27 protein-coding genes are annotated in these 23,804 nt (G+C 70.9%); 13 read left to right on the top strand and 14 right to left on the bottom strand.

The annotated features are described in order from the left end of the window. Nucleotides 1-24: 24 nt before the first annotated feature. From ACULK2_RS04120 to ACULK2_RS04110, 3 genes are all read right to left on the bottom strand, one after another. Nucleotides 25-498, bottom strand: a complete 474-nt coding sequence (locus ACULK2_RS04120) for a phosphotransferase (RefSeq protein ID WP_445968837.1) — start codon at nt 496-498, stop codon at nt 25-27. After that, on the bottom strand, nt 495-860 hold the full coding sequence (locus ACULK2_RS04115; RefSeq protein WP_445968838.1) for a putative glycolipid-binding domain-containing protein: 366 nt from the start codon (nt 858-860) through the stop codon (nt 495-497). Before ACULK2_RS04115 ends, ACULK2_RS04120 begins: the two co-directional genes overlap by 4 nt. A 159-nt stretch (nt 861-1,019) precedes the next feature. Further along, nucleotides 1,020-1,223, bottom strand: a complete 204-nt coding sequence (locus ACULK2_RS04110; RefSeq protein ID WP_445968839.1) for a hypothetical protein — start codon at nt 1,221-1,223, stop codon at nt 1,020-1,022. 212 nt (nt 1,224-1,435) lie between these two features. Here ACULK2_RS04110 and ACULK2_RS04105 point away from each other — a divergent pair, with 212 nt between their 5' ends. Further along, a complete protein-coding gene (locus ACULK2_RS04105) occupies nt 1,436-3,007 on the top strand; it encodes a peroxidase family protein (RefSeq protein ID WP_445968840.1) in 1,572 nt (523 codons plus the stop codon). Between the two features lie 83 nt (nt 3,008-3,090). Continuing rightward, nucleotides 3,091-3,492, top strand: a complete 402-nt coding sequence (locus tag ACULK2_RS04100) for a hypothetical protein (RefSeq protein ID WP_445968841.1) — start codon at nt 3,091-3,093, stop codon at nt 3,490-3,492. A gap of 61 nt (nt 3,493-3,553) precedes the next feature. On the opposite strand, the gene ACULK2_RS04095 is transcribed toward ACULK2_RS04100, so the two are convergent. Next, a complete protein-coding gene (locus tag ACULK2_RS04095) occupies nt 3,554-6,130 on the bottom strand; it encodes a hypothetical protein (protein ID WP_501044958.1) in 2,577 nt (858 codons plus the stop codon). 276 nt (nt 6,131-6,406) lie between these two features. Further along, complete coding sequence (locus tag ACULK2_RS04090; RefSeq protein WP_445968843.1) at nt 6,407-7,096, bottom strand: ArsR/SmtB family transcription factor; 690 nt, start codon at nt 7,094-7,096, stop codon at nt 6,407-6,409. Between the two features lie 63 nt (nt 7,097-7,159). Between ACULK2_RS04090 and ACULK2_RS04085 the strand changes: the two genes are divergently transcribed. Beyond that, complete coding sequence (locus ACULK2_RS04085) at nt 7,160-7,561, top strand: hypothetical protein (protein ID WP_445968844.1); 402 nt, start codon at nt 7,160-7,162, stop codon at nt 7,559-7,561. On the opposite strand, the gene ACULK2_RS04080 is transcribed toward ACULK2_RS04085, so the two are convergent. After that, complete coding sequence (locus ACULK2_RS04080) at nt 7,537-8,490, bottom strand: helix-turn-helix transcriptional regulator (RefSeq protein ID WP_445968845.1); 954 nt, start codon at nt 8,488-8,490, stop codon at nt 7,537-7,539. The two genes, ACULK2_RS04085 and ACULK2_RS04080, sit on opposite strands and share 25 nt — an antisense overlap. A gap of 67 nt (nt 8,491-8,557) precedes the next feature. Here ACULK2_RS04080 and ACULK2_RS04075 point away from each other — a divergent pair, with 67 nt between their 5' ends. The 4 genes from ACULK2_RS04075 (at nt 8,558) to ACULK2_RS04060 (ending at nt 12,153) form a co-directional block, all read left to right on the top strand. Further along, entirely contained in the window at nt 8,558-9,697 is a 1,140-nt protein-coding gene (locus ACULK2_RS04075) for an epoxide hydrolase family protein (RefSeq protein ID WP_445968846.1), read from the top strand. 137 nt (nt 9,698-9,834) lie between these two features. After that, complete coding sequence (locus ACULK2_RS04070; protein ID WP_445968847.1) at nt 9,835-10,464, top strand: dihydrofolate reductase family protein; 630 nt, start codon at nt 9,835-9,837, stop codon at nt 10,462-10,464. Nucleotides 10,465-10,489: 25 nt separating this feature from the next. Further along, complete coding sequence (locus ACULK2_RS04065) at nt 10,490-10,825, top strand: YciI family protein (RefSeq protein WP_445968848.1); 336 nt, start codon at nt 10,490-10,492, stop codon at nt 10,823-10,825. Continuing rightward, the gene (locus tag ACULK2_RS04060) at nt 10,822-12,153 is read left to right on the top strand and encodes an RNA polymerase sigma factor (protein ID WP_445968849.1); all 1,332 of its coding nucleotides are present in this window, start codon (nt 10,822-10,824) and stop codon (nt 12,151-12,153) included. The genes ACULK2_RS04065 and ACULK2_RS04060 overlap by 4 nt, the downstream gene beginning before the upstream one ends. 81 nt (nt 12,154-12,234) lie before the next feature. On the opposite strand, the gene ACULK2_RS04055 is transcribed toward ACULK2_RS04060, so the two are convergent. Both ACULK2_RS04055 and ACULK2_RS04050 read right to left on the bottom strand, forming a co-directional pair. Further along, nucleotides 12,235-12,588: a SpoIIAA family protein gene (locus ACULK2_RS04055; RefSeq protein WP_445968850.1), complete on the bottom strand. Its 354-nt coding sequence runs from the start codon at nt 12,586-12,588 to the stop codon at nt 12,235-12,237. A gap of 92 nt (nt 12,589-12,680) precedes the next feature. Beyond that, complete coding sequence (locus tag ACULK2_RS04050) at nt 12,681-13,256, bottom strand: TetR/AcrR family transcriptional regulator (protein ID WP_445968851.1); 576 nt, start codon at nt 13,254-13,256, stop codon at nt 12,681-12,683. Nucleotides 13,257-13,351: 95 nt separating this feature from the next. Here ACULK2_RS04050 and ACULK2_RS04045 point away from each other — a divergent pair, with 95 nt between their 5' ends. Then, the gene (locus ACULK2_RS04045; protein WP_445968852.1) at nt 13,352-13,954 is read left to right on the top strand and encodes a dihydrofolate reductase family protein; all 603 of its coding nucleotides are present in this window, start codon (nt 13,352-13,354) and stop codon (nt 13,952-13,954) included. Nucleotides 13,955-13,979: 25 nt separating this feature from the next. Here the strand turns inward: ACULK2_RS04045 and ACULK2_RS04040 are convergent, their stop codons facing one another. Together ACULK2_RS04040 and ACULK2_RS04035 are read right to left on the bottom strand one after the other, a co-directional pair. After that, entirely contained in the window at nt 13,980-14,993 is a 1,014-nt protein-coding gene (locus ACULK2_RS04040; RefSeq protein ID WP_445968853.1) for an alpha/beta hydrolase, read from the bottom strand. 117 nt (nt 14,994-15,110) lie between these two features. Continuing rightward, on the bottom strand, nt 15,111-16,100 hold the full coding sequence (locus ACULK2_RS04035; protein ID WP_445968854.1) for an acyltransferase family protein: 990 nt from the start codon (nt 16,098-16,100) through the stop codon (nt 15,111-15,113). 207 nt (nt 16,101-16,307) lie between these two features. Here ACULK2_RS04035 and ACULK2_RS04030 point away from each other — a divergent pair, with 207 nt between their 5' ends. Then, nucleotides 16,308-16,817: a hypothetical protein gene (locus ACULK2_RS04030; protein WP_445968855.1), complete on the top strand. Its 510-nt coding sequence runs from the start codon at nt 16,308-16,310 to the stop codon at nt 16,815-16,817. A 27-nt stretch (nt 16,818-16,844) separates the two neighbouring features. Here ACULK2_RS04030 and ACULK2_RS04025 read toward each other — a convergent pair whose 3' ends face one another. Further along, nucleotides 16,845-17,786 (bottom strand): LysR family transcriptional regulator, encoded by a 942-nt coding sequence (locus tag ACULK2_RS04025; RefSeq protein ID WP_445968856.1) that lies wholly within the window; start codon nt 17,784-17,786, stop codon nt 16,845-16,847. A gap of 73 nt (nt 17,787-17,859) precedes the next feature. On the opposite strand from ACULK2_RS04025, the gene ACULK2_RS04020 reads away from it, so the two are divergent. Together ACULK2_RS04020 and ACULK2_RS04015 are read left to right on the top strand one after the other, a co-directional pair. Then, complete coding sequence (locus ACULK2_RS04020; RefSeq protein ID WP_445968857.1) at nt 17,860-18,813, top strand: EamA family transporter; 954 nt, start codon at nt 17,860-17,862, stop codon at nt 18,811-18,813. Next, on the top strand, nt 18,810-19,184 hold the full coding sequence (locus tag ACULK2_RS04015) for a cupin domain-containing protein (RefSeq protein WP_445968858.1): 375 nt from the start codon (nt 18,810-18,812) through the stop codon (nt 19,182-19,184). Before ACULK2_RS04020 ends, ACULK2_RS04015 begins: the two co-directional genes overlap by 4 nt. 28 nt (nt 19,185-19,212) lie before the next feature. Here ACULK2_RS04015 and ACULK2_RS04010 read toward each other — a convergent pair whose 3' ends face one another. Further along, entirely contained in the window at nt 19,213-19,725 is a 513-nt protein-coding gene (locus tag ACULK2_RS04010; RefSeq protein ID WP_501044957.1) for a CGNR zinc finger domain-containing protein, read from the bottom strand. Nucleotides 19,726-19,869: 144 nt separating this feature from the next. Here ACULK2_RS04010 and ACULK2_RS04005 point away from each other — a divergent pair, with 144 nt between their 5' ends. Beyond that, nucleotides 19,870-20,703, top strand: a complete 834-nt coding sequence (locus tag ACULK2_RS04005; protein WP_445968860.1) for an alpha/beta fold hydrolase — start codon at nt 19,870-19,872, stop codon at nt 20,701-20,703. Nucleotides 20,704-20,810: 107 nt separating this feature from the next. On the opposite strand, the gene ACULK2_RS04000 is transcribed toward ACULK2_RS04005, so the two are convergent. After that, nucleotides 20,811-21,605: an SDR family NAD(P)-dependent oxidoreductase gene (locus tag ACULK2_RS04000; RefSeq protein ID WP_445968861.1), complete on the bottom strand. Its 795-nt coding sequence runs from the start codon at nt 21,603-21,605 to the stop codon at nt 20,811-20,813. 168 nt (nt 21,606-21,773) lie between these two features. After that, nucleotides 21,774-23,006, bottom strand: a complete 1,233-nt coding sequence (locus ACULK2_RS03995; protein WP_445968862.1) for an MFS transporter — start codon at nt 23,004-23,006, stop codon at nt 21,774-21,776. A 217-nt stretch (nt 23,007-23,223) separates the two neighbouring features. Here ACULK2_RS03995 and ACULK2_RS03990 point away from each other — a divergent pair, with 217 nt between their 5' ends. After that, on the top strand, nt 23,224-23,802 hold the full coding sequence (locus ACULK2_RS03990) for a PadR family transcriptional regulator (RefSeq protein WP_445968863.1): 579 nt from the start codon (nt 23,224-23,226) through the stop codon (nt 23,800-23,802). Nucleotides 23,803-23,804 lie beyond the last annotated feature (2 nt).

Genomic DNA, 23,804 nt, shown 5'->3' with positions numbered 1-23,804 from the left:
GGCCGCGCCCGTGACGCGCGGCGCTCACCCGTCGCGGTGGGCGAGGATCGCCTCGAGCCTCCCCAGGCACTCGGCGACGAACTCCGGGAACGTGTCCCAGTAGTACGGGATGCCGCTCATCGCGACCGTGATCGCCCAGCCGCGGGCGCGCAGCCACGTCGGCTCGTCGAGGTCGAGCGCTTCCCAGTAGGCGCGGCGGGCGACCGGCGGGAGGTCCCAGACGGCGGCGTGCTCGGCGTCGGGCGCGCCGACCGAGAGGGCACCGAAGTCGATGACCGCGTGCAGGCGTCCATCGTGGGCGAGCAGGTTCCCCGGCCGCAGGTCGCCGTGGAGCCAGACGTGCGGCGCCGGCGAGTCGGGCAGCGCGAGCGCCTCCCGCCACCACTGTTCGAGGCGATCGAGGTCGAGCACGTCGCCGACCAGGGGGCGGGATGCCGCGAACGCGGGCACCACCCACGACTCCGTCTCGCGCAGGCTGCCGCCGCGGTACCAGCTCAACTCCCCCGCCCGCTCGGCGCCCATGAGGTCGGCGCGGTGCAGCGCCGAGCCGGAATCACGTTGTCGCTGCCGCCACCGGCCGTCGTCGACGCGTAGGTCTGTTCGCTGCGGATGACGCGCAGGGACGGCACCTCGACCCATGCCACGACGAGCGGCGTCTCGGTCACGTCGGCGTCGAGCAGCCCCAGGCGGCGGATCGGCAACGTGTTCGTGAGCGGGCACAGTCCGAGGTCGCAGTCGAGCGCCCCGGCAACGCTCGCCGGGTCGCCCAGCCCCGCATCCGGCAGGCCGGCGTCACCGGTCTGCGTCGCCTCGGCGCGCCACTCCCCTGCGGCGAGCGCTCGAGGTCGAGGCTGCGCCACCGGCCGAAGCCGCGAGCGGTCACGTGCAGCTCGCGGGTGCGCCATCCGTCGCCGACCTCGAGCTCCCACGGCGGTCGCGTACCACGTGGTGCGGGCGCCGCCGATGGCGTGCATGCCGTCGGCGTCGAAGCGCACGGTGGGGTCTCGATGCGATCGGGGTCATCGCCGACCCAGGTCCGCACGCCGTGACGGCAACGCGTCCGCTGGCACGCGCCACTCCTCGGTCAGGGCGGCGAGGTCGCTCCCGCGCTCGGCGAGCGCGGCGTCGCCGCCGGCGGTGAGTGCGAGGTCGTCCCCGAGCCATCCGGCGACGCTCATCGACTCGGGACCGGTCCACGCGCGGCCGTCGCGACGGCTGCGCACCGGCGCCGCCGATCACCGCTCTTCGACGATCACCGGCCATCACACAAAGCCCCCGGATGAGGGACACGCCAATCCCTCGCGCGCCCCTATTCTGAGCATTGCTCATCTGACACGAGACAGCAGACTCGACGAGAACCACACCGCGCCCTACCGCCGTCGCGGATCCCCCAGCATTCATCGCACGCAATGGATCACCCTGGGAGGTCATCCTCATGTCGCCCGCAAAGGCCACGCCGAGCAACGCGTCCGGCAGCCGCAAGTCGAAGTCGGAGAAGCCCGATCGCAGCGCGTTGCCGAAGGCACCGCGGACCACGGAACAGCTCTTCGCCGCAGCGTCGACGGCGCATGACCTCGGGTACGTGCGCCGCGCGGCGCGCGGCCACGGCTACGAGCAACGCGGCCTCAACTACCTGCCGGGCTCGCGCCTGTTCGAGGGCAAGTTCGGCCGGATGTTCCGTCTCCCGCCGTTCGTGCCATCCGACGACCGCATCACGGAGATCGCCGACGTGATGACCGAGGGCGACGCCGGTCGCGACGACACTCTCGACAATCCCAGGATCCCCGCCGGGTACACCTACCTGGGCCAGTTCGTCGATCACGACGTCACCTTCGACACCGCGTCGAGCCTCGACCGGCAGAACGACCCCGACGCGCTGACCAACTTCCGCAGCCCGCGGTTCGACCTCGACTGCATCTACGGTCGCGGGCCCGTCGACGATCCGTTCCTGTACGACCTCGCCACCGGCCGCCTCAAGATGCTGATCGGCCGTCACGACAACGAGGACGACCTGCCGCGCAACAGCCAGAACACGGCGTTGATCGGCGACCCCCGCAACGACGAGAACACGTTCGTCAGCCAGTGGCAGCTCACCATGCTGAAGTTCCACAACGCGGTCGTCGACCTCGTCGGAGCGGACGACGGGATGAAGCGGGGCAGCGAGACCACGTTCGAGGCGGCGCAGCGCATCGTCCGTTGGCACTACCAGTGGATCGTGGTGCACGACTTCCTGCGACGCATCGTCGGCGATTCCATGCACGCGGACGTCTTCGACGAGTCGTACGCCGTGCCGAAGGTCGACCGCCGCTTCTACAAGTGGCACGAGAACCCGTACATGCCGGTCGAGTTCTCGGTCGCGGCGTACCGGTTCGGGCACTCGATGATCCGCGGCGGGTACAAGCTCAACACGCTCGTGCCAGGGCTGCCGACGTTCACTCCGGACCCGGTGTCGGGCAACCCGCTCGGCCATTTCGGCGGGTTCCGCATCCTGCCGCCGGGGTGGACCATCGAGTGGGCGCGCTTCTTCGAGGTGGACGGCGCTGGGAAGGACGCCCGCCAGGCCTCGCGACTCATCGACACCAAGCTCGCGGACGTGCTCACGAAGCTGCCGCCCGAGATCGGCGGCGACCGTCCCTCGCTCATCGAACGCAACCTGACACGTGGTGCGCGGCTGCTGCTGCCATCGGGGCAGGATGTCGCGCGACACATGGGCTTCGACGTGCTCACCGACACCGAGCTCGGGCTTCCCGGTGGCGGGCCGGCTCCCCTCTGGTACTACGTGCTCAAGGAGGCCTCGGTGCAGGCGAAGGGTCAGCACCTCGGCCAGACCGGCGGCCGCATCGTCGCCGAGGTGTTCCTCGGCCTGCTCGAGAAGGACCCGTCGTCGTACCTGCGCAACGACCCCGGATGGCGCCCGCCCCTGCCGTCGGTGACGGTCGGCGACTTCACGGCGGGCGACCTCATCACGGTCGCGGACCACGGGCTTGCCGTTACCGATCGACCGTGATCCGGGGTCCGATGCGGTGATCACGACCGCGATCGTGACGTCGCGTCGGAACCCGGCATGAACGTCAACCTTGGGAGGCGATCATGGCGAATGTACCCGGCGTCTCGGGTCGCTCGTTCCTGGATGGATTGGTCTACCCGTTGATCGTCCTGGTGACGGGTTTCATCCTCGCGGCATGGCTCACTCCTGTTCTCGTGCCGCTCTGGGACGGGAACGCGCGAGTGCCGAACGTCTACAACCAGAGTGAGAACGCCGGTCGTGCGCACCTCGAGGACGCAGGGTTCCGCAATCTCACGTTCCACTCCGATTGCTCGTCGTCCGTGGCGGCGGGCCAGATCCGCGAAGTACTCGTGGACAACGGCGCGCCGATCGAGGACGAGACCTCGCTCGTGAACAAGTACGTGAGCGGAGAGAACACGCCGGTCCTCGAGATTTCGAAAGCAACGCCCTTGGTGGTGAAACTGGGAAACGGCGAAGCGTGTTGATGCGCGGGGCGCGGATTCAACGCCGAGCGGTTCGACGCGTCGCCCGCCACCGCGGACGAACTCACGGTTTCACTGATTCGGACAGCCCCTTCAACCACGCTTCCACCGAACCCGCGGAGCCGGCGTACCCGTGGCTCCGCAGATCCGCATGCAGGGCGGCCGAAATCCGATGATCGCCTGCCGCGTCGCGCAATGCGGCCACGGTGAGCCTCTGCTTGTAGAAGAGCCACTCGAGGCCGGCCCACTCGAATCCATCCAGTGACTGCTGCGGCAGCAACTGTGCGATCTTCGCCGCTCGTACCAAGCTTCCCAGTCGCGCCTCGGACAGACCGAGCTTGGTGGCGAGCTCGTCGTCGGCGGTGACGCGTGCGAGCCCGTCCAATGTCGCAGTCCTCTCGTCCTTGCGAAGCTGGAAGGATGAGCGGAGGAATGGCTCGCGTGTGAGCCGGCCATCGCGTTCTCCGGCGAAGAGCCGTGAGAAGGTCGGATCGCCGCGCAGAGGCTCGAGTTCGGGGTCCTGCGTCTTGGCCCACTCCCGAAGATCCGAATCCGCGAACGCACGCATCAAGAGACGTGGTATCTCGTCCCGCAGCTTCAGGGACGGGTCGTGCTCGCTCGACTGTCCCTCAGGGAACTGCGCGTAGTGGCACGCCAATGAATAGGCCACTTTCGGTGCCTCATGATCTCTGCACTCACCTGGCCGCATGTTGAAGCGGTCCACGTCGATTGCCGCGAGGACTTTGCGTTTCCGGTCATCCGGTGCAGGGTCGACATCCACACGTCTGCCCAGCTTCCGTCGCCGTTCTTCGTCAAGCTCTTTCCGCACGTCGAGCAGCTTCACGAAGAATTCGGCGATCACAAGCGAGTCCGAACGCATGCTCGAGGTCGGGATGGTCTCCGACGGCCGTGGGACTGCCAGCATGTTCCTGCTCACCACCCCGAACATCGTGAGCGCGCGAACGATGAGGTCGTCTCGAACCCATGAGGCCGAACGAACCGCCGGCTCTCTCAGGTCGATGGGGTTGGCCTGCGTGGGCAGAGACCTTTCCATGGCTTCCTTGCAGAAGGCGCTCAGCCATGCGCGGTACTCCGCGAGCTTCTCCGGTGCCGTCTCGTCTCGGAACTCACGATGCTTCAGTGTGAAGATCGCTGCCCGGTTACCCAGATCAGCGTCGACTGCCTTGCCCAGCAGGTGAACCGCCGCGGCGCGATGCGCCGGCGACTGGTACCCCTTCGAGGCGATGTACTGGAGGGCGATCCCGGTCCCCACGGTCGCCCCGTGCAAGTCGGGCCTCATGTCCTCGTATCGCCCGGCCAGCGCCTCGACAAGTGCCGCCGCCGCGAACGCGGCGATGCGCGAGCCATCCCGGTAGTCGCCTTCGTCGGTCTTCTCACCCAAGCGGCCGTTCGCTGCCCGGATATCGCCGCTCGCCACCTGCCGACCATTGCGCTCGATCGAGTAGGAGGCCGTGTCGGCCGATTTCACAGACACGGTCAAGCGCCACGGTCGGATGTTCGTGAGGAACAACCACACCTTCTGAAGGAGCGCAGTCCACTTGTTGTCCGAGAGCTGTGTGAGAGCGTCGCTGACATCCTTGACGTCCGGCCCGATCGGGATCTCGAGACCGGTCGCCCCGGTTCCCAACATGTCGCGCACGGCTGCAGCGACGACGGAGCTGTCCACCGTCTTGTCACCGTTCGGTGGCACTTCGATGCTGAGCCGGGAGCTGGTGGCCAACGGCCACGCGATCGTCCACGCGCCGACTCCGCCGAGGCCGAGAAGTATGGCCGCGAACCAGAGGAAGCCGGCCCACGGATCGTCCGCCGTCGCGCTCGATGCGACCCAGGCCAGAGGTGGGGCGAGGATCAGCAGGATCGCTCCTCCGATCGCGCGGTCCTTGCGCCGCTCGGCGGTCGAGTCGTCTCGGTCACGGAGGTGGGGAAGGAAGGCGATCAAGCGTGCGAGCACGAGGAGCGCTGCCCAAGCTCCGAGGAGAAATGCTCCGGTCGATGCGAATGGCGTCAGCACATCCTCGACGAAGTCGTCCCACCTGGTCGCCGCGTCTTTCGGCGTAGGTGACGGTGCGGGGACGCTGTGTTCGGCGTCAGCCGATTCGAACAGGTCTGGGCACTGCTCGAATGCATCGTCCGATTCGCTCGAGCCCTCGAGGATCGCCTTTGCCTCCTCTGTTCGACCCGAGGCGATGAGCGAACCTGCGGCAGCGCACGCTCCCTCGGCGGAGAGCGCGAGATCGGTACCAAGGGCCACTGACGCGGCAGCATCGTCGAGCTGTGTCGAGCACGCGGTCCGCCTGGCCACCGTCGCACCTGGGATCTCCGACGCTCGCGCGGCGACGATGAGCTCGATAGCCGCCTCGGGATCGCTGTCCGTCAAGACCGCAGCCAGATCGCAGACATCCGCCAGGTCAGTGGGAGAGCTCGCGTTGGCTGCACTGACCGTCGCGGGCCACGTCAGCATCAATCCGACCACAGCGAGAACGATGCCTACGGCAAGGCCGCCGAATCGCGACCGTCGACCGCGGATCGACTCGAGTTTCGCCTCGGGATCCCCCGTTACCGTCTCGATGACGGTGAACACCCCGCTCTGCGCCTCGCCGGCCCCTCGTCCCTGGACCATGATCGTCTCTCCCTACCGGGTTCATCGATATGGGGCACTCATGGGGCGTGCCCTGTGCTGGGGTGGGTCCTCCTGGCTCGTCGTCACGGTAGCGACGGCCGGAGAATGTCGTCCGGGACTTCAGTCCTGCGACTAGGACCATCCGCCGGGTGGGGTTTGCGAGATGCGGCCCCCGGTCTCAGCGCGGTCACGTACAGCTCACGGCTGCGCCACCCGTCGCCGACCTCGAGCTCCCACGCGGTCGCGTACCGGGCGGGTCGGGCGCCGCGCCGCGCGTCATCGCCGTGACGGCAACGCGTCCGCCGGCACGCGCCACTCCTCGGTCAGGGCGATGCGGCCCGCGCGGGTGATCCGCACAGTACGCGGCAGCTCGCGCTCGATCCAGCGCTGCGCGAGGAAGCGGGCGGCGACGGCCGCGCCGAGCGACCCCGCCCGATGCGGTCGCCGCTCCGTCCAATCCGCGCACGGGCGGGTGAGCCGTCGACGCCCCGCCCGAAGCGCGGCGAGGTCGATCCCGCGCTCGGCGAGCGCGGCGTCGCCGCCGGCGGTGAGTGCGAGGTCGTCCCCGAGCCATCCGGCGACGCTCATCGACTCGGTCACCGCGACGCCGAGCCGACCGGCCAGGTGGTCGTAGCAGAAGCGGGCATCGGCGAGCCGCCGCGCGTCCCTCGCCCGGTAGTAGGTGAGGTCCTCGGTGGGCGGGCAGAGCAGGCCGAGCTGCTCGAGCGCGGCGGCGATCCCGCCGTCGGCGATCCGGTACAGGCGCCGACGCCCGTTCGCCTGCACGACGAGGATGCCCGCCTCGACGAGCACCGCCAGGTGCTCGCTGGCGGTCGAGGCGCTCACGCCCGCGACCGACGCCAACTCGCCCGCCGGCCGGGACGACCCGTCCATCAGGATGTTGACGATGTCCGAACGGGCGGGCGCCGACAAGGCGCGCCCGATCGTGGTGAAGTCCCGCGGCATGCCTCGACGGTACTCCTGGACACTTCGGCACGCACCGAAACGTTCCTGCGTAGCGTCACCCTCATGAGACACGACTCCCTCACCCACCTCGCCTGGTCGGGATCGACCGGGGCGGGCTACCGCGCCTACGCATGGACCTGTCGGAGAGCCCCGCGCGCGTGGGCCGCATCGTCCTGTCGCCGGTCATCGGCGGGCATCGGCCCGGTCACGGTCAGCGAGGTGGTCGCGCTTCGACTCGACCAGGACCGCCCCGGACAGCTCGGCGCGTTCACCCGACGGCTCGCCGACGCCGGCATCGACGTCCGCGTGCAGTACAGCGACCACGACCGCCGGCTCGTGCTCATCGTCGACCCGCAGCGGCACGCGGATGCGACCGACATCGCGGCGCGGTGGGACGCCGAGGAGGCGCCGCGGCGTGCACGGGCCTCGCGCGGCGTCCCTCAGCCTCCCGCCGCCCGGCGGTAGCGGTCGGCGTAGACGCGCAGCAGGTCGCGCAGCTCGGGCGGCGATTCGACGGTGAAGTCCATGCCGAGCATGCCGATGTACGCGGCGACCGTGTCCAGGCTGTCGGCGCCCGTGAGGAGCATCGACTCGTCGGCCGAGACCTCCTCGACGATGCCGACGGCGGGATGGATGCGGTCGAGCACAGCGGATGCCGCGGCCGCGACGCGCAGGCGGGCGTGCACGTTCCATCCGCTCACCGCGACCTGCCGCATGGTGAACGCGGTGTAGTCGCCGCCGGGCACGAGCCGCGGTTCGAAGCGCCGTCGCGTCGGCATGCGCGGCCGCATCCGGTCGGCGCGGAAGACGTCCCACTCCCCCGACTCGGGATCGCGTGCGACGAGGTACCACCGCCGCAGCCAGGCGAGCAGCCGGTAGGGCTCGACGAGGCGTGGCGCGCCGTCGTAGTCGAAGCGCAGCCACTCGACCGAGCGGATGGCGGTGGCGATCGCACGGAGCACGTCGGGGTCGACCTCGGGGTCGGGGGCATCCGTGTCGTTGTTCTCCGGGGCGCGGTCGATGACGCTCGCGACGGCCTCGACCGTCGGGCGGAGGCGGGGCGGCAGCACCTGCTCGAGCTTGGCGAGCGCGCGGCGGCTCGACTCGCCGACGCCCGAGACGCCGGTCGCCGCACGGAGGCCGATGGCCACGGCGACCGCCTCCTCGTCGTCGAGGAGCAGCGGCGGAAGGCGTCCGCCCGCGCCGAGCCGGTACCCGCCGACCGAACCGCGCGTCGCCTCGACGGGGTAGTCGAGCGCCCGGAGTCGTTCGACGTCGTTGCGGATGGTGCGGGTCGTGACGCCGAGCCGTTCGGCGAGCTGCGGGCCCGACCACGTCGGGCGCGACTGCAGCAGGCCGAGCAGGGCGAGCAGGCGGCCCGCGGTCTCGGTCACGACGGCCTCCGGCGAACGTCACGCATCAGGAACGATCCTTTCCGCTATCGACCGTACCGTCGGAGACATGAACACCACCACATCGCACACCGACATCCGCCCCTTCACCGTGGCCGTGCCGCAGGCCGACCTCGACGACCTCGCCGACCGCCTCGCCCGCACCCGCCTGCCCCAGGCCGCGCCGGGCGACGACTGGACCACCGGCACCCCGAACCACTACCTGCAGACCGCCGTCGAGCAGTGGAAGTCCTTCGACTGGCGGGCCGTCGAGGCGCGCCTCAATGCCGTGCCGCACTTCATCACGGAGGTCGACGAGCAGCCGATCCACTTCATCCACGTCGTCTCGCCGCACGCCGGCGCGACGCCGCTGCTGCTCGCACACACCTACCCCGGGTCATCCGCCGACTACCTCGACCTCATCGACCGCCTCGTCGACCCGGTCGCGCACGGCGGCCGCGCCGAGGACGCGTTCACGCTCGTGATCCCGGATGCCCCGGGCTTCGGCTTCTCGAACCCGGTCCGCGAGTCGGGCTGGGACATCCGGCGGGTCGCCCGTGCGTACGACACCCTCATGCGACGCCTCGGGTACGACAGCTACGGCATCCACGGCTCCGACAACGGCGCGCTCGTCGCCCGCGAACTCGGACTGCTCGAGCCCGAGGGCTTCCTCGGCCTTCACGTGCTGCAGCTGTTCTCGTTCCCCTCGGGCGACCCGAGCGAGTTCGAGCGGCTCGAGCCGGCCGACTACGCGGGCCTCGAGCACATGCAGTGGTTCCAGAAGGTCGGCGGCTACAACACCATGAACGCGTCGCGTCCGCAGACGATCGCGGCCGCGCTCAGCGACTCGCCCGTCGGGCTGCTGGCCTACAGCGAGCTGTTCGAGTCGTTCGGCAACGGCACGTCGAAGGTTCCGCTGCCCGCCATCCTCACGGCCGTCAGCATCGCCTGGTTCACCAACTCGGCGGCCGGCATGAGCCGGGCGTACTACGAGAACGCGCAGGACGAGACCGAGCCCGCCGTGAACCACTCGCCGACGGGTGTCGCCGTGTTCGCCGACGACTTCCAGACGATCCGGGTGTTCGCCGAGCGCGACAACGACGCGATCATGCACTGGAGCCGGTTCCCCGAGGGCGGGCACTTCGCTGCGCTCGAGGTGCCCGACGTGGTCGCGGGCGACATCGCGGCGTTCTTCGCGTCGCGGCGCTGACGCGGGCCATCACCCCGCTAACGAGGAACATGCGTCGATGGTACGGATGTCGCCGGAAGTGTCCGATCGCGGCCCCTCCGTTCGTAGCACCAGTGAGGGCCACCGCATCGGGGCCCGGCCACGAAGGGATTCCACCGATGAAGCTCATCACCAACACCCAGGTCACCGTCGACGGCATCATGCAGGCGAACGGCGGCAACGACCCCGACCTCGACCCCGGCTTCACGCGCGGCGGCTGGGCGATGCCGTTCGACGAGCCCGAGTCCACCGCCTCCATCGCCGAGACGTACCTGCGCGCCGACGCGTTCCTGTTCGGCCGCCGCACGTACGACCTGTTCGCCGCGTACTGGGGCGGGGTGCGAAAGGACGACACGGATGACCCGTTCGTGCGTTCGCTCAACGGGAGGCCGAAGTACGTGGCATCCGACAGCCTCACCGGGCCGAGCTGGGCCGGAACGACAGTGCTGCCGGGCATGGGCGCGGACGACGGCGCCGCGCTCGAGGCATCCGTTCGCGCACTGAAGGCAGGGCCGGGCGGCGAGCTGCAGGTGCACGGGAGCGGCCAGCTCATCCGCTGGCTCCTGGCGCGCGGACTCGTCGACGAACTGACGCTCATCGTGTTCCCGGTGGTCGTCGGCGGCGGAGGCATCCGCCTGTTCCCCGATGACGGGCCCGACGTCGCACTCGAACTGCTCGACGCGCGCACGTTCTCGAACGGGATCGTCGCGCAGACCTACCGGCCGGGCGGTCGCCCGGAGTATGCCTGAGGGAAGGCCAGGGGAAGGAAGCGCCATGCAGTACCTCGTCTCCGTGATCGACGACCGCACGAACTCCGGCACGCCGGAGGAGATGGTCGAGATCGCCGCGTTCAACCGGCGTCTCCGCGAGGGCGGCAACTGGGTGTTCGCCGCCGGGCTCGCGGCCCCCAGCACGGCGACCGTCATCGACGGGCGCGGCGAGCAGCCCGTGTTCACCGACGGGCCGTTCATCGAGTCGAAGGAGCACATGGCCGGCCTCTGGATCATCGAGGCGCCCGACCTCGACGCCGCCCTCGCACTCATGGCCGACGGATCGAGGGCGTGCAACCGGCGCCTCGAAGTGCGGCCGACGCTGCAGGTGAGTGGGTGAGCGGGGCCGTCGCCGACGAGGCATCCGCCGCCCTCGAACGGGCCCACCGCGACGAGTGGGCCCGCGTGGTCGCCTCGCTCGCCAGGCGCTTCGCCGACCTCGACCTCGCCGAGGAGTCGGCGGCCGAGGCCTTCGCGACGGCGGTCGAGCGATGGCCGCGCGACGGGGTGCCGCCGAATCCCGGCGCGTGGCTCACCACCACCGCCAACCGGAAGGCGATCGACCGCATCCGCCGCGAGCACAGGCGCGACGACAAGCACCGGGAGGCGATGATGCTGCGGGACGACTCGCCCGCCGAGCCGACCGGCGCGATCGACGACGACCGGCTCCGGCTGGTCTTCACGTGCTGCCATCCGGCGCTGTCGATGGAGGCTCGCATCGCGCTCACGCTGCGCCTGGTCGGCGGGCTCACGGTCGCCGAGATCGCGCGGGCGTTCCTCGTGCAGGAGGGTGCCGTCGCCCGGCGGATCACCCGCGCCAAGCACAAGATCGCGGCAGCGGGCATCCCGTACCGCGTGCCATCCGCCCACGACCTGCCGGTGCGCCTCGCCGGCGTGCTCGGCGTGCTCTACCTCGTCTTCAACGAGGGCTACCTCGCCACCGGCGCCGACACCGGCCCGGTGCGCACCGACCTCACCGGCGAGGCGATCCGGATGACGCGGCTCCTCCACGAGCTGCTGCCCTACGACGGCGAGGTGACCGGCCTGCTCGCGCTCATGCTGCTGATCGAGGCACGGCGGCCCGCCCGGGTCGCCGTCGACGGGTCGCCCGGGTCCCCCGGATCGCCCGAGTCGCCCGAGTCGCCCGTCGCGCTCGTACCGCTCCCGGAGCAGGATCGCGACACCTGGGATGCCTCGCTCATCACCGAGGGCCATCGACTCGTGCGCACTCGACTCGCGTCGGGCGAGGCGCCCGGCCGCTACCAGCTGCTCGCCGCGATCAACGCCGTGCACACCGACGCGCGCGACGCGCGCGACACCGACTGGTCGCAGGTCGTCGCGTTGTACGACCAGCTCGTGCCGCTCGATCCCTCGCCGGTCGTCGCGCTCAACCGCGCGATCGCGGTCGGCGAGGTCGACGGGGTGGATGCCGCGCTGACGATCATCGACGGCCTGGCCGGATCGCTCGACGGCTATCACGCGTTCCACGCGTCGCGGGCGGAGCTGTTGCGTCGGGTCGGCCGCGATGCGGAGGCGCGCGCGGCGTACGACCGGGCGATCGAGCTCGCGGGGAACCGGGCCGAGGTCGCCTACCTGCGGCGGCGTCGGGGCGGGACGGGAGCGGCTCCGACGATCGAGGGGACGGCCTCACGCAACCCGAGTCGGTGAGGCCGACGGCCGACTCGTCGCGAACGGATGCCGGCGATGCCGGTCGGCCCTCAGCTCACCGGGGCAGGCGCCCGTGTTGCCTCAGCTCCGCAGCCAGGCCCACGCGGCATCCTGATCGTCGAAGTACGCCGCCTCCTGGGCGTAGAACGGGGCGGCGAGATGCACGAGGCGCTCCTCCCACTTCCTGTTGCCGACGATCGCCATGCGGGCGATCTTCTCGTGGAACTCTCGGCCGAAATGCAGGTCGGCGCTCCAGGCGCCGACCTTCTCCCACCGGAAGTCGGTGAGGTCGAGCATCAGCTTCACCGTGCCGTGCTCCTCGATCGCGGCCTCGACCGCGGGCGTCAGGATCTCGTAGTCGGCCTTCGTCACGTCGCCGGACACGACGAAGCCCAGGATGTTCCCGCTGCCTCGGTCGGATTGCGTGATCGTCATCGGACTGCTCCGCTCTCTCGTGGACTTCCCTGCTCATCCTTCCGTGCAGCGCCATCGAGGTCGAGGGCCGGTTCCTTTCGGACTGCGCCCGATCAGCGCGCCGGAACGATCGCGCTGACGATCTGGTCGACGACGCCCGCCACCTCTTCGTCGCCGAGCAGATCGGGCATGGTCAGGTGCTCGAGGAGCAGACCGTTCATCGCCAGGTACAGCACCAGCACCGTCGAACGGTCGCCCGGGAAGCCCCCGCCGACGTGGTCGGCGGTCGCGGCCGCGAGGTTGCCCGCGAAGTGCCGGGTCACGGCCGGAGCGAGGCGCGGATTCCGGGTCGCCTCCAGGCGCAGCTCGAACAGCGCGAGGTGGGCGGCGCGGTCGGCCATCGCGCGCTCGACGAGCCAGTTCATGAGGTCGCGTTCGGTCTCACGGGAGTGCGGTCGCGCCATCCGCTGCTCGGTCTCGACCGGGTCGGGTGCGAGCCGCTCGAAGACGTGCGCCGCGAGCTCGTCGACGAGCTGGTCGCGCGACGCGAAGTAGTTCGACGCGGTGCCGGCCGGCGCACCGGACCCACGGTCGACGGCACCGAAGGTGAGCCCGCGGCTGCCGTGCCCCGCGAGCACCTCGACCGCGGCATCCAGGAGCTGTCGTCGTCGTTCCGGGTTGCGCACCATGGTGCCATCCTAACCACGATGGGTATAGTGGTTGCGGCGCCGTCCGCGGCGATTCCGCCCCGCCGACCCGACCTTCCCGCCGACAAGGAGCACCCATGCGCAAGCTCGTCTACTACATCTCCCTCTCCATCGACGGCGTCATCGCGGGCCCCGACGACGAGGTCGACTTCTTCCCCGGGTCCGACGACTACATGGCCTGGATGGTGGGCGACTACGGCGATGCCCTGCCCGGCCACGTTCGCACGCAGCTCGGAACGACGGATGCCGCGCCCACGCGCTTCGACACCGTCGTCATGGGGCGGCGCACGTACGATCCGGCGCTGCAGCTCGGCATCACCTCGCCGTACCCGCACCTGCGCCAGTACGTGGTCTCGCGGAACCTCGAGCAGCCCGACCCGGCCGTCACCGTCATCGCGGATGACCCGCTTGCAGCCGTTCGCGCGCTCAAGGCCGAGGATTCGCCGCTCGACATCTACCTCGCGGGCGGCGGCCGCCTCGCCGGACAGCTGCTCGACGAGATCGACGAACTCGTCATCAAGCGCTACCCGGTCGTCGCCGGCGCCGGCCTGCCGGCGTTCGGCCCCGGCTTCACGCCGACGGCGTTCGGGTTGGACGCAGTGCGGTCCTTCGATGGAGGGAACCTCGTCGAGTGGTACTCGCGGAAGACCGACGCCGCCGGGGAATCCGTCGGCGCCTGAGCGGCGGCCGCGTCGGCCGGCCCGATCAGCTCGGCGACTTCGCCGCGAGCCGCTCCCCCAGCCAGGTGCGCGCCCGAGCATGGAAGGCGCGCGTGACCTCGACGTCGCGCGCGATCGACTCGAAGCCGTGCGGGGCCCCCGGCACCACGTCGACCGTGCACTCGACTCCGGCGTCACGCAGCGCCGCGGCGTAGGCGAGGTCCTCGTCGTGGAACAGGTCGATGTCGCCGACGCCGATCCACGCCGGCGGCAGGCCGGCGAGGTCGGCGCGGCGGGCGGGTACGGCGAACTCGGGCACGGCGTCGGCGCCGGGCGGCGCCTGCAGGTACGACGACCAGCCGACCAGGTTGTCGCGGTTGGTCCAGGCGAAGTGCCGCACCGCGTCGAGCTCGCGGCGGGCAGCGGTGCGGTCGTCGAGCATCGGGCAGTACAGCAGCTGCGCGACGGGCTGCGGGCCGCCGGCGTCCAGCAGACGCTGCGCGAGCGCGGCCGCGAGCCCGCCGCCCGCGCTCTCGCCGCCGACCGCGACGCGGGCGGGGTCGATGCCACGCGCGGATGCGGCATCCTGCACCCACTGCCACGCCGCGAGGCAGTCGTCGAGCGGCACCGGGAACGGATGCTGCGGCGCGAGCCGGTACTCGACCGAGACGACGACGATGCCGAGGCGCTCGGCGAGCTCCGCGCAGAGCCGGTCGTCGGCCGCGGCGGCGCCGATCACCAGGCCGCCGCCGTGGATCCACACCAGCGCGGCTCGGCCCCGTGTGGCCGACCCGGTCGTGTCGACGGGCGTGAAGACCCGCGCTCCCGTGCCGCGGGCGTCGAAGTCGACCCGCTCGAATCGCACGCCCTCGGCGGTCCTCGGCGGCGGGATGAGCGCGAGTGCCGCCTGCGTCATCCGGCGCTGCCAGCCGCGCCGCACGCGCGGGCGGGGGAACCACCGGTAGGCACGGCGCAGGTCCGGGTGCAGGTCGGCGACGCGCATGCGCCTCGGCATCGGCGTCGGGGCGGAGTGGGCGTCATCCGCGCGGGGGCTCGTCATGGTGGTTCCGATTCTGGCCCAGGCGACCCGTCGGCGCGGGTCGCGGGCGGGGTCGCGGCGGCTGACCGACGCCCTGCGCGTATCGACGGATGCGCGCCAACCCCGCACCGCCCTCCGTCAGCGATCTCCGGCCGGAACCCGCTCGTCGCTCAGGGGCGCGCGAGGTCGACCGACCCGGACGACCGGGAACACGAACAGCGCGCTTCCGTTCAGGAACCGTCCGAGCAGAATGCAGCCGCAGAGCATTACCGCGATCACGAATGCGAACACCAGCGGGGACGGGACCACACCGACCGTCAGTCGAGCGGCCAGCACGATGAGCGGAACATGCGCGACGTAGAACACGATCGACCGCTCGCCGACCCACTCCACCCAACGCAGCCTCGGCAGGCGTGCGGCGAACCACACCACGCCGAGGACACCGAGCAGCGACAGCACGAGCGGCCGCCAGTGGGCGATCGGTACGTACCCGTTGACGGTCGCGGAATAGGCGGCCCACGCCGACGCGATGACCAGGAGTCCGGCCGCCATGAACCAGCGGGTTCGCAGCCACGGGCCGAGCCAGCGTGACAGTGCTGCGCCGGCGAAGAAGTAGAGCCCGAACCACAGCATGTTGTTCACGAACGCGATCTCGGTGCGGACCAGTTCCATCGCGAGGAATCCGGCGCCGAAGATCAGGATCGGCGGGACCCACCTCGTGAGCAGCCCGATCGCGTAGCAGGCGAGCAGCACGCCGAGGTACCAGAGGTGCGCTCCATCGCCGACCCAGAACCACGGGTTCGCAGCGTCAGCGGGCCAGCCGACGAGCAGCAGGATGGCCGACCACACGACGAGCGGCCAGGCGATGCGTCGCAGCTTGCCACCGACGTAGACCGTCGTCGGCTTGCGCAACGAATGATCCAGCAGGAGGCCGGACAGGAACATCAGCATCGGCACGCGATAGACGGCGAGGAAGTTGAACACCCACTCGACGCCGGTCGGCATCGCGACATCCGGAATCTCGAATGCGTGCCAGAGCGCGACGAGCAGCACGGCAGCACCACGCAGTGCGTCCATCCAGTGCTGTCGCGTCTGCAGCGACCAGTCCAGTTCGGCACGTCGAGTCACCCGACGAACCATATACGCCACGCGACCGGAGGGTGTACGCGGATGGCTCCGGCCAGGTTGCTCGACCTGTCCTGCACATGGCTCGTGGGGCTCATGTGCCCACGTTTCCGGCGAGGGGGCACCGTCGACGCGGCGGAGGAACGTCTCTTGCGCCCCGAACACGGACAATGCCAGCATGGCCGGGACCCTACGATCGCGGAGGCCCGCATGCCCGACACCGTGTCCCTGCCGCGGAGCGCGGCCCTCTCGACGCTTCCAGGGGCGGCGGTGCTGTGGCGGGTGCGGCGACTGCTCGGCTGGGCGATCGGCGCCGGCTTCGCGTACAGCCTGATCGGCTCGGCAGGGAAGTCGTACTGCCCGGGCGGGTTCACCGGGGACGGCGGGTACCTCGACGCGGCCGGGCAGGCGACGGATGCCGCGCCGCTGTGCGTCACGGTGACGCTCCAGCCGTCCGGCTTCGCGTACGCGGTGATCGCGATCGTCGTGTTCGTCTCGGTCACGAGGGTGCTGCGGTACGCGATCGACCAGGCGGACGCCATCCGTCGACTCGATCGCGCTGTGGTCGGGATCGTCGTCTTCGTGATCGTGTGGACGGTGATCACGCAGGCGTCGTTCGCGGGCATCGACCTCGAGTCGTGGGATGGCACGGGGTCGTTCTTCTCCGAAGGCACGTACTTCGGCACCATCGTGACGGACGTGTCGCCGATGCCCGAGTAGGGCACGAGCGCGAGCACACGGTCGCGCCTAGGCCGCGGCGCGCGCCCCAACGCGGTCGCGCACGGCATCCAGCACCGTCTGCAGCGCCGGCGAGTCGGCCTGGCTGCGCCGGTGCACCGCCGCGATCCCGCGCGTCGACGCGGGGTTCACGGTCGGGATCGCCACGAGATCGGGATGCAGCGGCGGCCGGCCGAGACGCGGGACGAGCGCGATCCCGAGCCCGGCGCGCACGAGGTCGAGGTGGTTCTCGAACTCCATCGACTCGTGCACGATGCGCGGCGCGTTCGAGACGCCGTCGAAGAGGCGCCGCAGCCACTGCCGGCAGATGGTGGAGTCGAAGGTCGCGATCCAGCGCTCGTCGGCGAGGTCGGCGGGCGTCAGTTCGGCGCGGTCGGCGAGCGGGTGCTCGCGGCGCAGGATCACGTCCGCGACATCCGTGAACAGGGGCGTCTCGACGAGGTGCTCGGGCATCGCGAGCGCGACGCCGCCCCACCGGTGCACGATGCCGAGGTCGCGCTGACCGGATGCAACGAGCGCGACGGTCTCCCACGGCTCGCTCTCGCGCAGGGGCACCCGCAGGCCGGGGTGCGCGTCCTGCAGGTCGGCCAGCACGTCGGCGAGCAGGCCGCGCACCGCGGTCGAGAACGCGCCGATGCGCACCTCGCCCGTGATGCGGCGTCCGGCCGCGGCATCCGATCCGGCGGCGCCGCCCGCGAGGTGCAGGTCGGCCTCGAGGCGCTCGAGGTCGGCGAGGACGCTCGACGAGGACGTGACGAGGTGGCGGCCGGCCTCCGTCAGCACGACGCCGCGCCCGGCGCGCTCGAGCAGGGCCACCCGGGTGCCGCGTTCGAGCCGCTTGATCTGCTGCGAGACCGCCGACGGCGTGAACCCGAGCGCGTCGGCCGCCGCCGCGACACTGCCGTTCGTGGCCACCGCGCGCAGCGCGACCACGGCTTCGAGATCGATCATGCAGCAATGCTACCGATTTCGGAGCAGAAATGATCGCTGGTGTTTCCGGATGCCGCGGGGCGAGAGTGAGAGCATGACGAGACGCGACATGCTCCTGGCGGCCACCGTGGCGACGCTCTGGGGCTTCAACTTCGTGGTGATCGACTGGGGCATGGCCGGCATCCCGCCGGTGTTCTTCGTCGCCGTGCGGTTCGCGGTCGTCGCCCTCGCGGTCGTCGTGGTGCCGCGCCCGCTCGCGAGCTGGAGGACCGTCGTCGGCGTCGGCCTCTTCATGAGCCTCGGCCAGTTCGCACTGCTCTACACCTCGATCGCGCTCGGCCTGCAGCCCGGCATCGCCGCGCTGCTCCTGCAGGCGCAGGTCGTGCTGACGATCGTCGTCGCCGCGCTCGCGCTGCGCGAGCGCCCGAGCCGGATGCAGACCATCGGCGTGCTCGTGGGCACCGTCGGGCTCGGCGTCGTCGCGTTCGGCCGCGGTGGCGACGCGCCCGCGGTCGCGGTCGTGCTGTGCCTGCTCGCCGCACTCTCGTGGGCGATCGGCAACGTCATCTCGAGGCAGGCCGGCCCCGTCTCCCCCGCTCGCCGGCTCGGGGCGCTCTCACTCACCGTGTGGTCGTCGCTCGTCGTGCCGATCCCCGCGCTCGGCCTGTCGATGATCATCGACGGCCCCGACGCGATCGCCGCCGGCATCGCCGCGTTCGGCTGGCGGCCCATCCTCTCGACGCTCTACACCGCCGGCCTCTGCACCCTCGTCGGCTACGCGATCTTCAACGGCCTGCTCGCCCGGAACCGCTCCGCGTCGGTCGTCCCGTGGGTGCTCCTCGCGCCGGTCGTGGCGATGGCCTCCGCGGCACTGCTGCCCGGGCAGGTGCCGAACGTGTGGGAGACCGTCGGCGGCGTCGTGCTCGTCGCGGGCGTGTTCATCGCGAACGCGCCCGCGCGTCGACGCGCGGAACGTACGAGGATGCCGGACTCGCCGCCGACTGCGGCGTTGCGGAAGCGCCGGGACCACGCCACGATCGAACGATGAGCGCTGAGGTCCGCAACATCCAGGCCGCCCTCGACTCGTTCTCGGAGCACTGGCAGCCCCGCCGCCTCGCGAGCGTCAACGACTACGACGTCAAGGTCGTGAAGCTTCTCGGCGAGTTCACCTGGCACTCGCACCCAGACACCGACGAGCTGTTCCTGGTGCTCTCCGGGCGGCTGGTGATCCAGTTGCGCGACGGCGACGTCGAGCTCGGCCCGGGTGACGTCTACGTCGTGCCGCGCGGTGTCGAGCACTGCCCGAAGACGGATGCCGCGGGCGGCGAGGTCGCGGCGATCCTCATCGAGCCCCAGGGCGTCGTGAACACCGGCGACACTCCGAGCGAGCGGACGACCGTGCTGCGCGAGCTCGACTGACGGGTCTCGCCCGCCCCGCCGGCCCCGCTCAGGATCGCCGCGCGCGGTCGTAGTGACGGCGCGCCTTGGCGCGGTTGCCGCAGGTCTCCATCGAGTGCCACTGGCGCGTGTTCGCCCGGCTCGTGTCGATGAAGAAGTGCTGGCAGTCGGATGCGGCGCACGGGCGGATGCGCGAGCCCCGGGCGCCCTGCAGGCCGGCCCACTCGAGCATCGCCCGACCGCCGATCGCGCGCGTCGGGTCGATCTCGTCGCGCCACCCGGCGCCGTCCGGCCCGAACGCGGGGCGGCGGGTGATCGCCTCGGTCCAGGGCGCCAACTCGTCGAGCATCGCCTGCCCGCGGAGGAAGCGGGTGAGCAGGGGCCGCACGGCGCGCGCATCGCGGATCTCCGCCGCGTCGCCCGTGCCGCCGTGCGCGATGAGCCAGGTTGATGCCGCGGCATCCGCCTCGAGTTCGTCCTCGACGTGGTCGTCGAACACCAGGCGGGAGTTCACGAGGTCCAGCAGCAGCGAGGGTGCGGCCCCGTTCGCGGCATCCGTCATCATCCGGCCGCTCCCCCCTCGATCGAGCCCTGACACCAATTCCAACCCCCTCGGAATACTTCGATGATTATCACGTTGCACTGATCAACGCCCTAACCGCCATCGACATTCCATCCGGTTAGGCCAACCTGAAGGAGCTGGCAGATGCCATTCATCACCGTCGGAACCGAGAACTCGAGCGACATCGACCTCTACTACGAGGACCACGGCGCCGGACAGCCCGTGGTGCTCATCCACGGCTACCCGCTGAGCGGCGAGTCGTGGGAGAAGCAGTCCGCCGCCCTGCTCGAGGCCGGATACCGCGTGATCACCTACGACCGCCGCGGGTTCGGCCGGTCGTCCAAGCCGACCGTCGGCTACGACTACGACACCTTCGCCGCCGACCTGAAGGTCGTGCTCGAGACGCTCGACCTCCGTGACGTCATCCTCGTCGGGTTCTCGATGGGCACCGGCGAGGTCGGGCGCTACATCGGCACCTACGGCACCGAGCGGGTCGCGAAGGCCGCGTTCCTCGCCTCGCTCGAGCCGTACCTGCTGCAGGCCGACGACAACCCCACCGGCGTGCCCGCCGACGTCTTCGCGGGCATCGAGCAGTCGGCCAAGTCCGACCGCTACGCGTGGTTCGACGAGTTCTTCCAGAACTTCTACAACCTCGACGAGAACCTCGGCACCCGCATCGGCGAGGCCGCGGTCCGCGCCAGCTGGAACACCGCGGCGTCGAGCGGATGGTTCGCCGCCTCCGCCGTCGTCCGGTCCTGGCTGACCGACTTCCGCGCCGACATCGAGAAGGTGGACGTGCCCGCGCTCATCGTGCACGGCACCGCCGACCGGATCCTGCCGATCGACGCCACGGCGCGCGAGTTCACCAAGCGCCTGCCGTCGGCCGAGTACGTCGAGATCGAGGGCGCGCCGCACGGCATGCTCTGGACGCACGCCGACGAGGTCACGCGCGTGCTCGTCGACTTCGTGCAGAAGTAGCAGCGGCGCCGCGACGCGCGCGGCCGCGACGCGCGCTCGCGGTTCGGAACGAGGGGCCCGGGACATCCGGGCCCCTCGTCGCGTCCGCGGGCTCGCTCGTGCGCTCGTCAATCGACGAGCGCCCCGGCGGTGAGGTTCGAGATCACGCCGGTCATCGATCCGGCCCGATCGGATGCCGCGAACGCGAGGTACTCGGCGACCTCGTCGAGCGTCGGCAGCCGGCCGAGCAGCGTCATGCGCACGAGCCCGTCCATCCACTCGTCGAAGTCGGTGCCCGAGGCCTCCGCGGTGCGACCGAACATCTGCCGGGTGTACGAGGTCTCGAGCGCGTCGGCCATCGCGTGCGGCCGCACGCACACGACGCGCACGCCGGCCGGGCCGAGCTCGCCCGCGAGCGCGCGTGAGAAGCCCTCGAGCCCCGCACTCTGCGCGGCGTTGCCGATGAGGCCGCGACCCGTGAGGCGCGCACCCGGCGTCGAGATCGTCAGGATCACCCCGCTCTCCTGCGCGATCATCGGCCGCGCGACGGCCTTCGCCGTCACGAAGTTCGTCTGCAGGTAGCCCGTGACCGGGTGCAGGTAGTCGGCGAGCGACGTGTCGCCGATCGCGAGGCCCTGCACGTGGTCGAAGCCGACGGCGTTCAGGGCGACGTCGATGCGCCCCGCGGCATCCGTCACCTCGTCGACGTGCCGGTCGACGGCGGCCTGGTCCATCGCATCGACGACGGCGACCGACACGTCGGCGCCGAGGTCGCGGGCGACGGATGCCGCGGCCTCGAGTCGCGGCGACGTTCGACCGGTGAGGAAGAGGCGTGCGCCCTCGCGGGCGAAGACGCGCGTCGCGGCGGCGCCGATCGATCCGCCGGCGCCGTGGATCACGGCGACCTTGTCGGTGAGCAGCATCAGATGGCCTCCTGTCGGGTGCGGATTCGCGTGGGTTGCGATGTGCGGGTCGGCTGGGTCATGGCAGTTCCTTTCGTGTGGTGGTGCGAGGTCGGCGGTCACGCCGTCCCGGCGCTCCGGGCGCGAGGTGCTCCCTTTCCGGCGGCCGAGCGCGCGATCGGGTGGCCATCAGGTGCTCCCCGCGTTCCCGAATCGAAGGACGGATGCCTCGGCGGCGGGCTTCAGGGCGCTCGTCGCCCAGGCCGCGGTGATCGCGAGCACCCCGATGACGGCCGCCGTGACCACCGCGAGCCCGACGCCGGCTGCGTCGATCGCCACGCCGCCCGCGAACGCGCCGATCGCGATGCCGACGTTCACGGCGGAGGCGGGCAGTGACGACGCGAGCGGCGCGCCCCGCCCTGCCAGCGAGACCACGCGGTGCTGGATCGACGGACCCGTGGCCATGCCGAACAGGCCGACGCCGACCACGGCGGCTGCAGCGAGCCACGGGTTCGAGCCGAGGAGCACGAGCGCGACGAGCGAGAGCGTCACCCCGATCGCGCCGACGACCAGCGACCTCGCCGCGTCGACGTCGGCGAAGCGGCCGCCGACGATCGAGCCGACGGCCGTCGCGACGCCGTAGGCGAGCAGGTAGACGGAGACGGCCGGCCCCGAGACATCCGTCATTCGATCGAGGAACGGCACGAGGTAGGTGATCGCCGAGAGCATCGCAGCGAACGTGAGGACGCCGACACCCAGCACGGCGAGCACGCGCGTGGCGAACGCATGGCGCGCCTGGCCGACGGCGCCGCTCCCTCGCGGCGTCGGCACGCCGGGCAGCACCACGGCCGCCAGGATGAGCACCGCGAGGCCGGCGCCGACGACGACGACGAACGCGCCGCGCCATCCGACCGCCTGGCCCAGCAGCGTGCCGAGCGGCACGCCGGAGGCGCTCGCCGTCGCGAAGCCCGCGATGACGACGGCCATCGCACGGCCGGCGCGCTCGGCCGGCACGATCGTCGTCGCCGTGACCATCGCGGCCGCGATGAAGAGCCCCTGCACCGCCCCGGACACGACTCGGACGACGAGGAACATCCCGTAGTCGGCGCCGACCAGCGCGGGAAGCGCGTTCGCCACGACGAACGCCGTCGTCGCGGCGAGCAGCACCGGGCGCCGGTCGAACCGCGTGGTCGCGAACGTGAGCAGCGGCCCGCCGACGGCGAGCCCGAGGGCGTTCGCCGTGAGCAGCGCCCCCGCATCGGGGACGGAGACCTCGAGATCCTCCGCGATCAGGTCGATCATGCCGACGACGAGCATCTCGGCGCAGCCCATGACGAACGCGCCGGCGAAGAGGACGGCGAGCACGGTGCGTGAGCGAGGCGTCGGGCTCGAGATGGAGGTGGTGTTGCGGGTCGTGGTCATCGTGCTCCCTTTCAATGCAACCTGCGAGTTGCAGTTGCATGGTCGCACGGCTTCGCCAGTAATGCAACTAATTGATTGCACTTTCTCGTGGGCCGCTTCCGAGAACTCGCCGGGAATCCGGGCTCGATCGGATGACCGGCCTACCGCCATCCGCGCGAACGACATATCGTTGATATATCGCCGATATGCGACGAGCACCCGACACAGGGAGGTCATCATGAGCGGTTCGTACATGGGAGACGGCTTCACCGGTTCGCCCGGCAGCTGGGGGCAGGGTCGGTCCGGCCCGAACCTGTGGGAGGCCATGGAGCAGTTGCGGGGCATGTTCGAGCAGAAGGTCGCGCCGCGCATGGGTCGCGGCGACGTCCGCGCGGCGGTGCTCGCACTGCTCGCCGAGAAGCCGATGCACGGCTACCAGATCATCAGCGAGATCAGCGAGCGCAGCGGCGGCGCGTGGAAGCCGAGCGCCGGCTCGGTCTACCCCACGCTCCAGCAGCTCGCCGACGAGGGGCTGATCAGCGCCGAGGAATCCAACGGTCGCAAGACGTACTCGCTCACCGAGGCGGGCAAGGCGGAGGCCGAGGCATCCGCCGACCGGCCCGCGCCCTGGCCCACGCCGAGCGGCGGCGGCCCGCGCGACTTCGGCCACGGCGGGGCCCTGCCGAAGGCCGGCATCGAACTCGCCCAGGCCGCGGCGCAGGTCGGGCGTTCGGGCACCCCCGAGCAGGTGCAGCAGGCGGTCGACGTGCTCGACGAGGCACGACGCCGGCTCTACTCGATCCTCGCCCAGGACTGACC

The organism is Agromyces molybdatiresistens (genome assembly GCF_052748445.2).
The sequence above is the reverse complement of the archived record's forward strand: the minus strand, read 5'-3'. Positions and strand labels throughout refer to the sequence as shown.

What these genes read in the sequence shown, in the direction of transcription:
- ACULK2_RS04075 (WP_445968846.1), top strand. Translation starts at nt 8,558, where the DNA reads ATGAACACCACCACATCGCACACCGACATCCGCCCCTTCACCGTGGCC.
- ACULK2_RS04040 (WP_445968853.1), bottom strand. Translation starts at nt 14,993, where the DNA reads ATGACGAGCCCCCGCGCGGATGACGCCCACTCCGCCCCGACGCCGATG.
- ACULK2_RS04055 (WP_445968850.1), bottom strand. Translation starts at nt 12,588, where the DNA reads ATGACGATCACGCAATCCGACCGAGGCAGCGGGAACATCCTGGGCTTC.
- ACULK2_RS04015 (WP_445968858.1), top strand. Translation starts at nt 18,810, where the DNA reads ATGAGCGCTGAGGTCCGCAACATCCAGGCCGCCCTCGACTCGTTCTCG.
- ACULK2_RS04100 (WP_445968841.1), top strand. Translation starts at nt 3,091, where the DNA reads ATGGCGAATGTACCCGGCGTCTCGGGTCGCTCGTTCCTGGATGGATTG.
- ACULK2_RS04010 (WP_501044957.1), bottom strand. Translation starts at nt 19,725, where the DNA reads ATGACGGATGCCGCGAACGGGGCCGCACCCTCGCTGCTGCTGGACCTC.
- ACULK2_RS04105 (WP_445968840.1), top strand. Translation starts at nt 1,436, where the DNA reads ATGTCGCCCGCAAAGGCCACGCCGAGCAACGCGTCCGGCAGCCGCAAG.
- ACULK2_RS04065 (WP_445968848.1), top strand. Translation starts at nt 10,490, where the DNA reads ATGCAGTACCTCGTCTCCGTGATCGACGACCGCACGAACTCCGGCACG.
- ACULK2_RS04025 (WP_445968856.1), bottom strand. Translation starts at nt 17,786, where the DNA reads ATGATCGATCTCGAAGCCGTGGTCGCGCTGCGCGCGGTGGCCACGAAC.
- ACULK2_RS04005 (WP_445968860.1), top strand. Translation starts at nt 19,870, where the DNA reads ATGCCATTCATCACCGTCGGAACCGAGAACTCGAGCGACATCGACCTC.
- ACULK2_RS04085 (WP_445968844.1), top strand. Translation starts at nt 7,160, where the DNA reads ATGAGACACGACTCCCTCACCCACCTCGCCTGGTCGGGATCGACCGGG.
- ACULK2_RS04045 (WP_445968852.1), top strand. Translation starts at nt 13,352, where the DNA reads ATGCGCAAGCTCGTCTACTACATCTCCCTCTCCATCGACGGCGTCATC.
- ACULK2_RS04095 (WP_501044958.1), bottom strand. Translation starts at nt 6,130, where the DNA reads ATGGTCCAGGGACGAGGGGCCGGCGAGGCGCAGAGCGGGGTGTTCACC.
- ACULK2_RS03995 (WP_445968862.1), bottom strand. Translation starts at nt 23,006, where the DNA reads ATGACCACGACCCGCAACACCACCTCCATCTCGAGCCCGACGCCTCGC.
- ACULK2_RS04090 (WP_445968843.1), bottom strand. Translation starts at nt 7,096, where the DNA reads ATGCCGCGGGACTTCACCACGATCGGGCGCGCCTTGTCGGCGCCCGCC.
- ACULK2_RS04020 (WP_445968857.1), top strand. Translation starts at nt 17,860, where the DNA reads ATGACGAGACGCGACATGCTCCTGGCGGCCACCGTGGCGACGCTCTGG.
- ACULK2_RS04070 (WP_445968847.1), top strand. Translation starts at nt 9,835, where the DNA reads ATGAAGCTCATCACCAACACCCAGGTCACCGTCGACGGCATCATGCAG.
- ACULK2_RS03990 (WP_445968863.1), top strand. Translation starts at nt 23,224, where the DNA reads ATGAGCGGTTCGTACATGGGAGACGGCTTCACCGGTTCGCCCGGCAGC.
- ACULK2_RS04050 (WP_445968851.1), bottom strand. Translation starts at nt 13,256, where the DNA reads ATGGTGCGCAACCCGGAACGACGACGACAGCTCCTGGATGCCGCGGTC.
- ACULK2_RS04030 (WP_445968855.1), top strand. Translation starts at nt 16,308, where the DNA reads ATGCCCGACACCGTGTCCCTGCCGCGGAGCGCGGCCCTCTCGACGCTT.
- ACULK2_RS04000 (WP_445968861.1), bottom strand. Translation starts at nt 21,605, where the DNA reads ATGCTGCTCACCGACAAGGTCGCCGTGATCCACGGCGCCGGCGGATCG.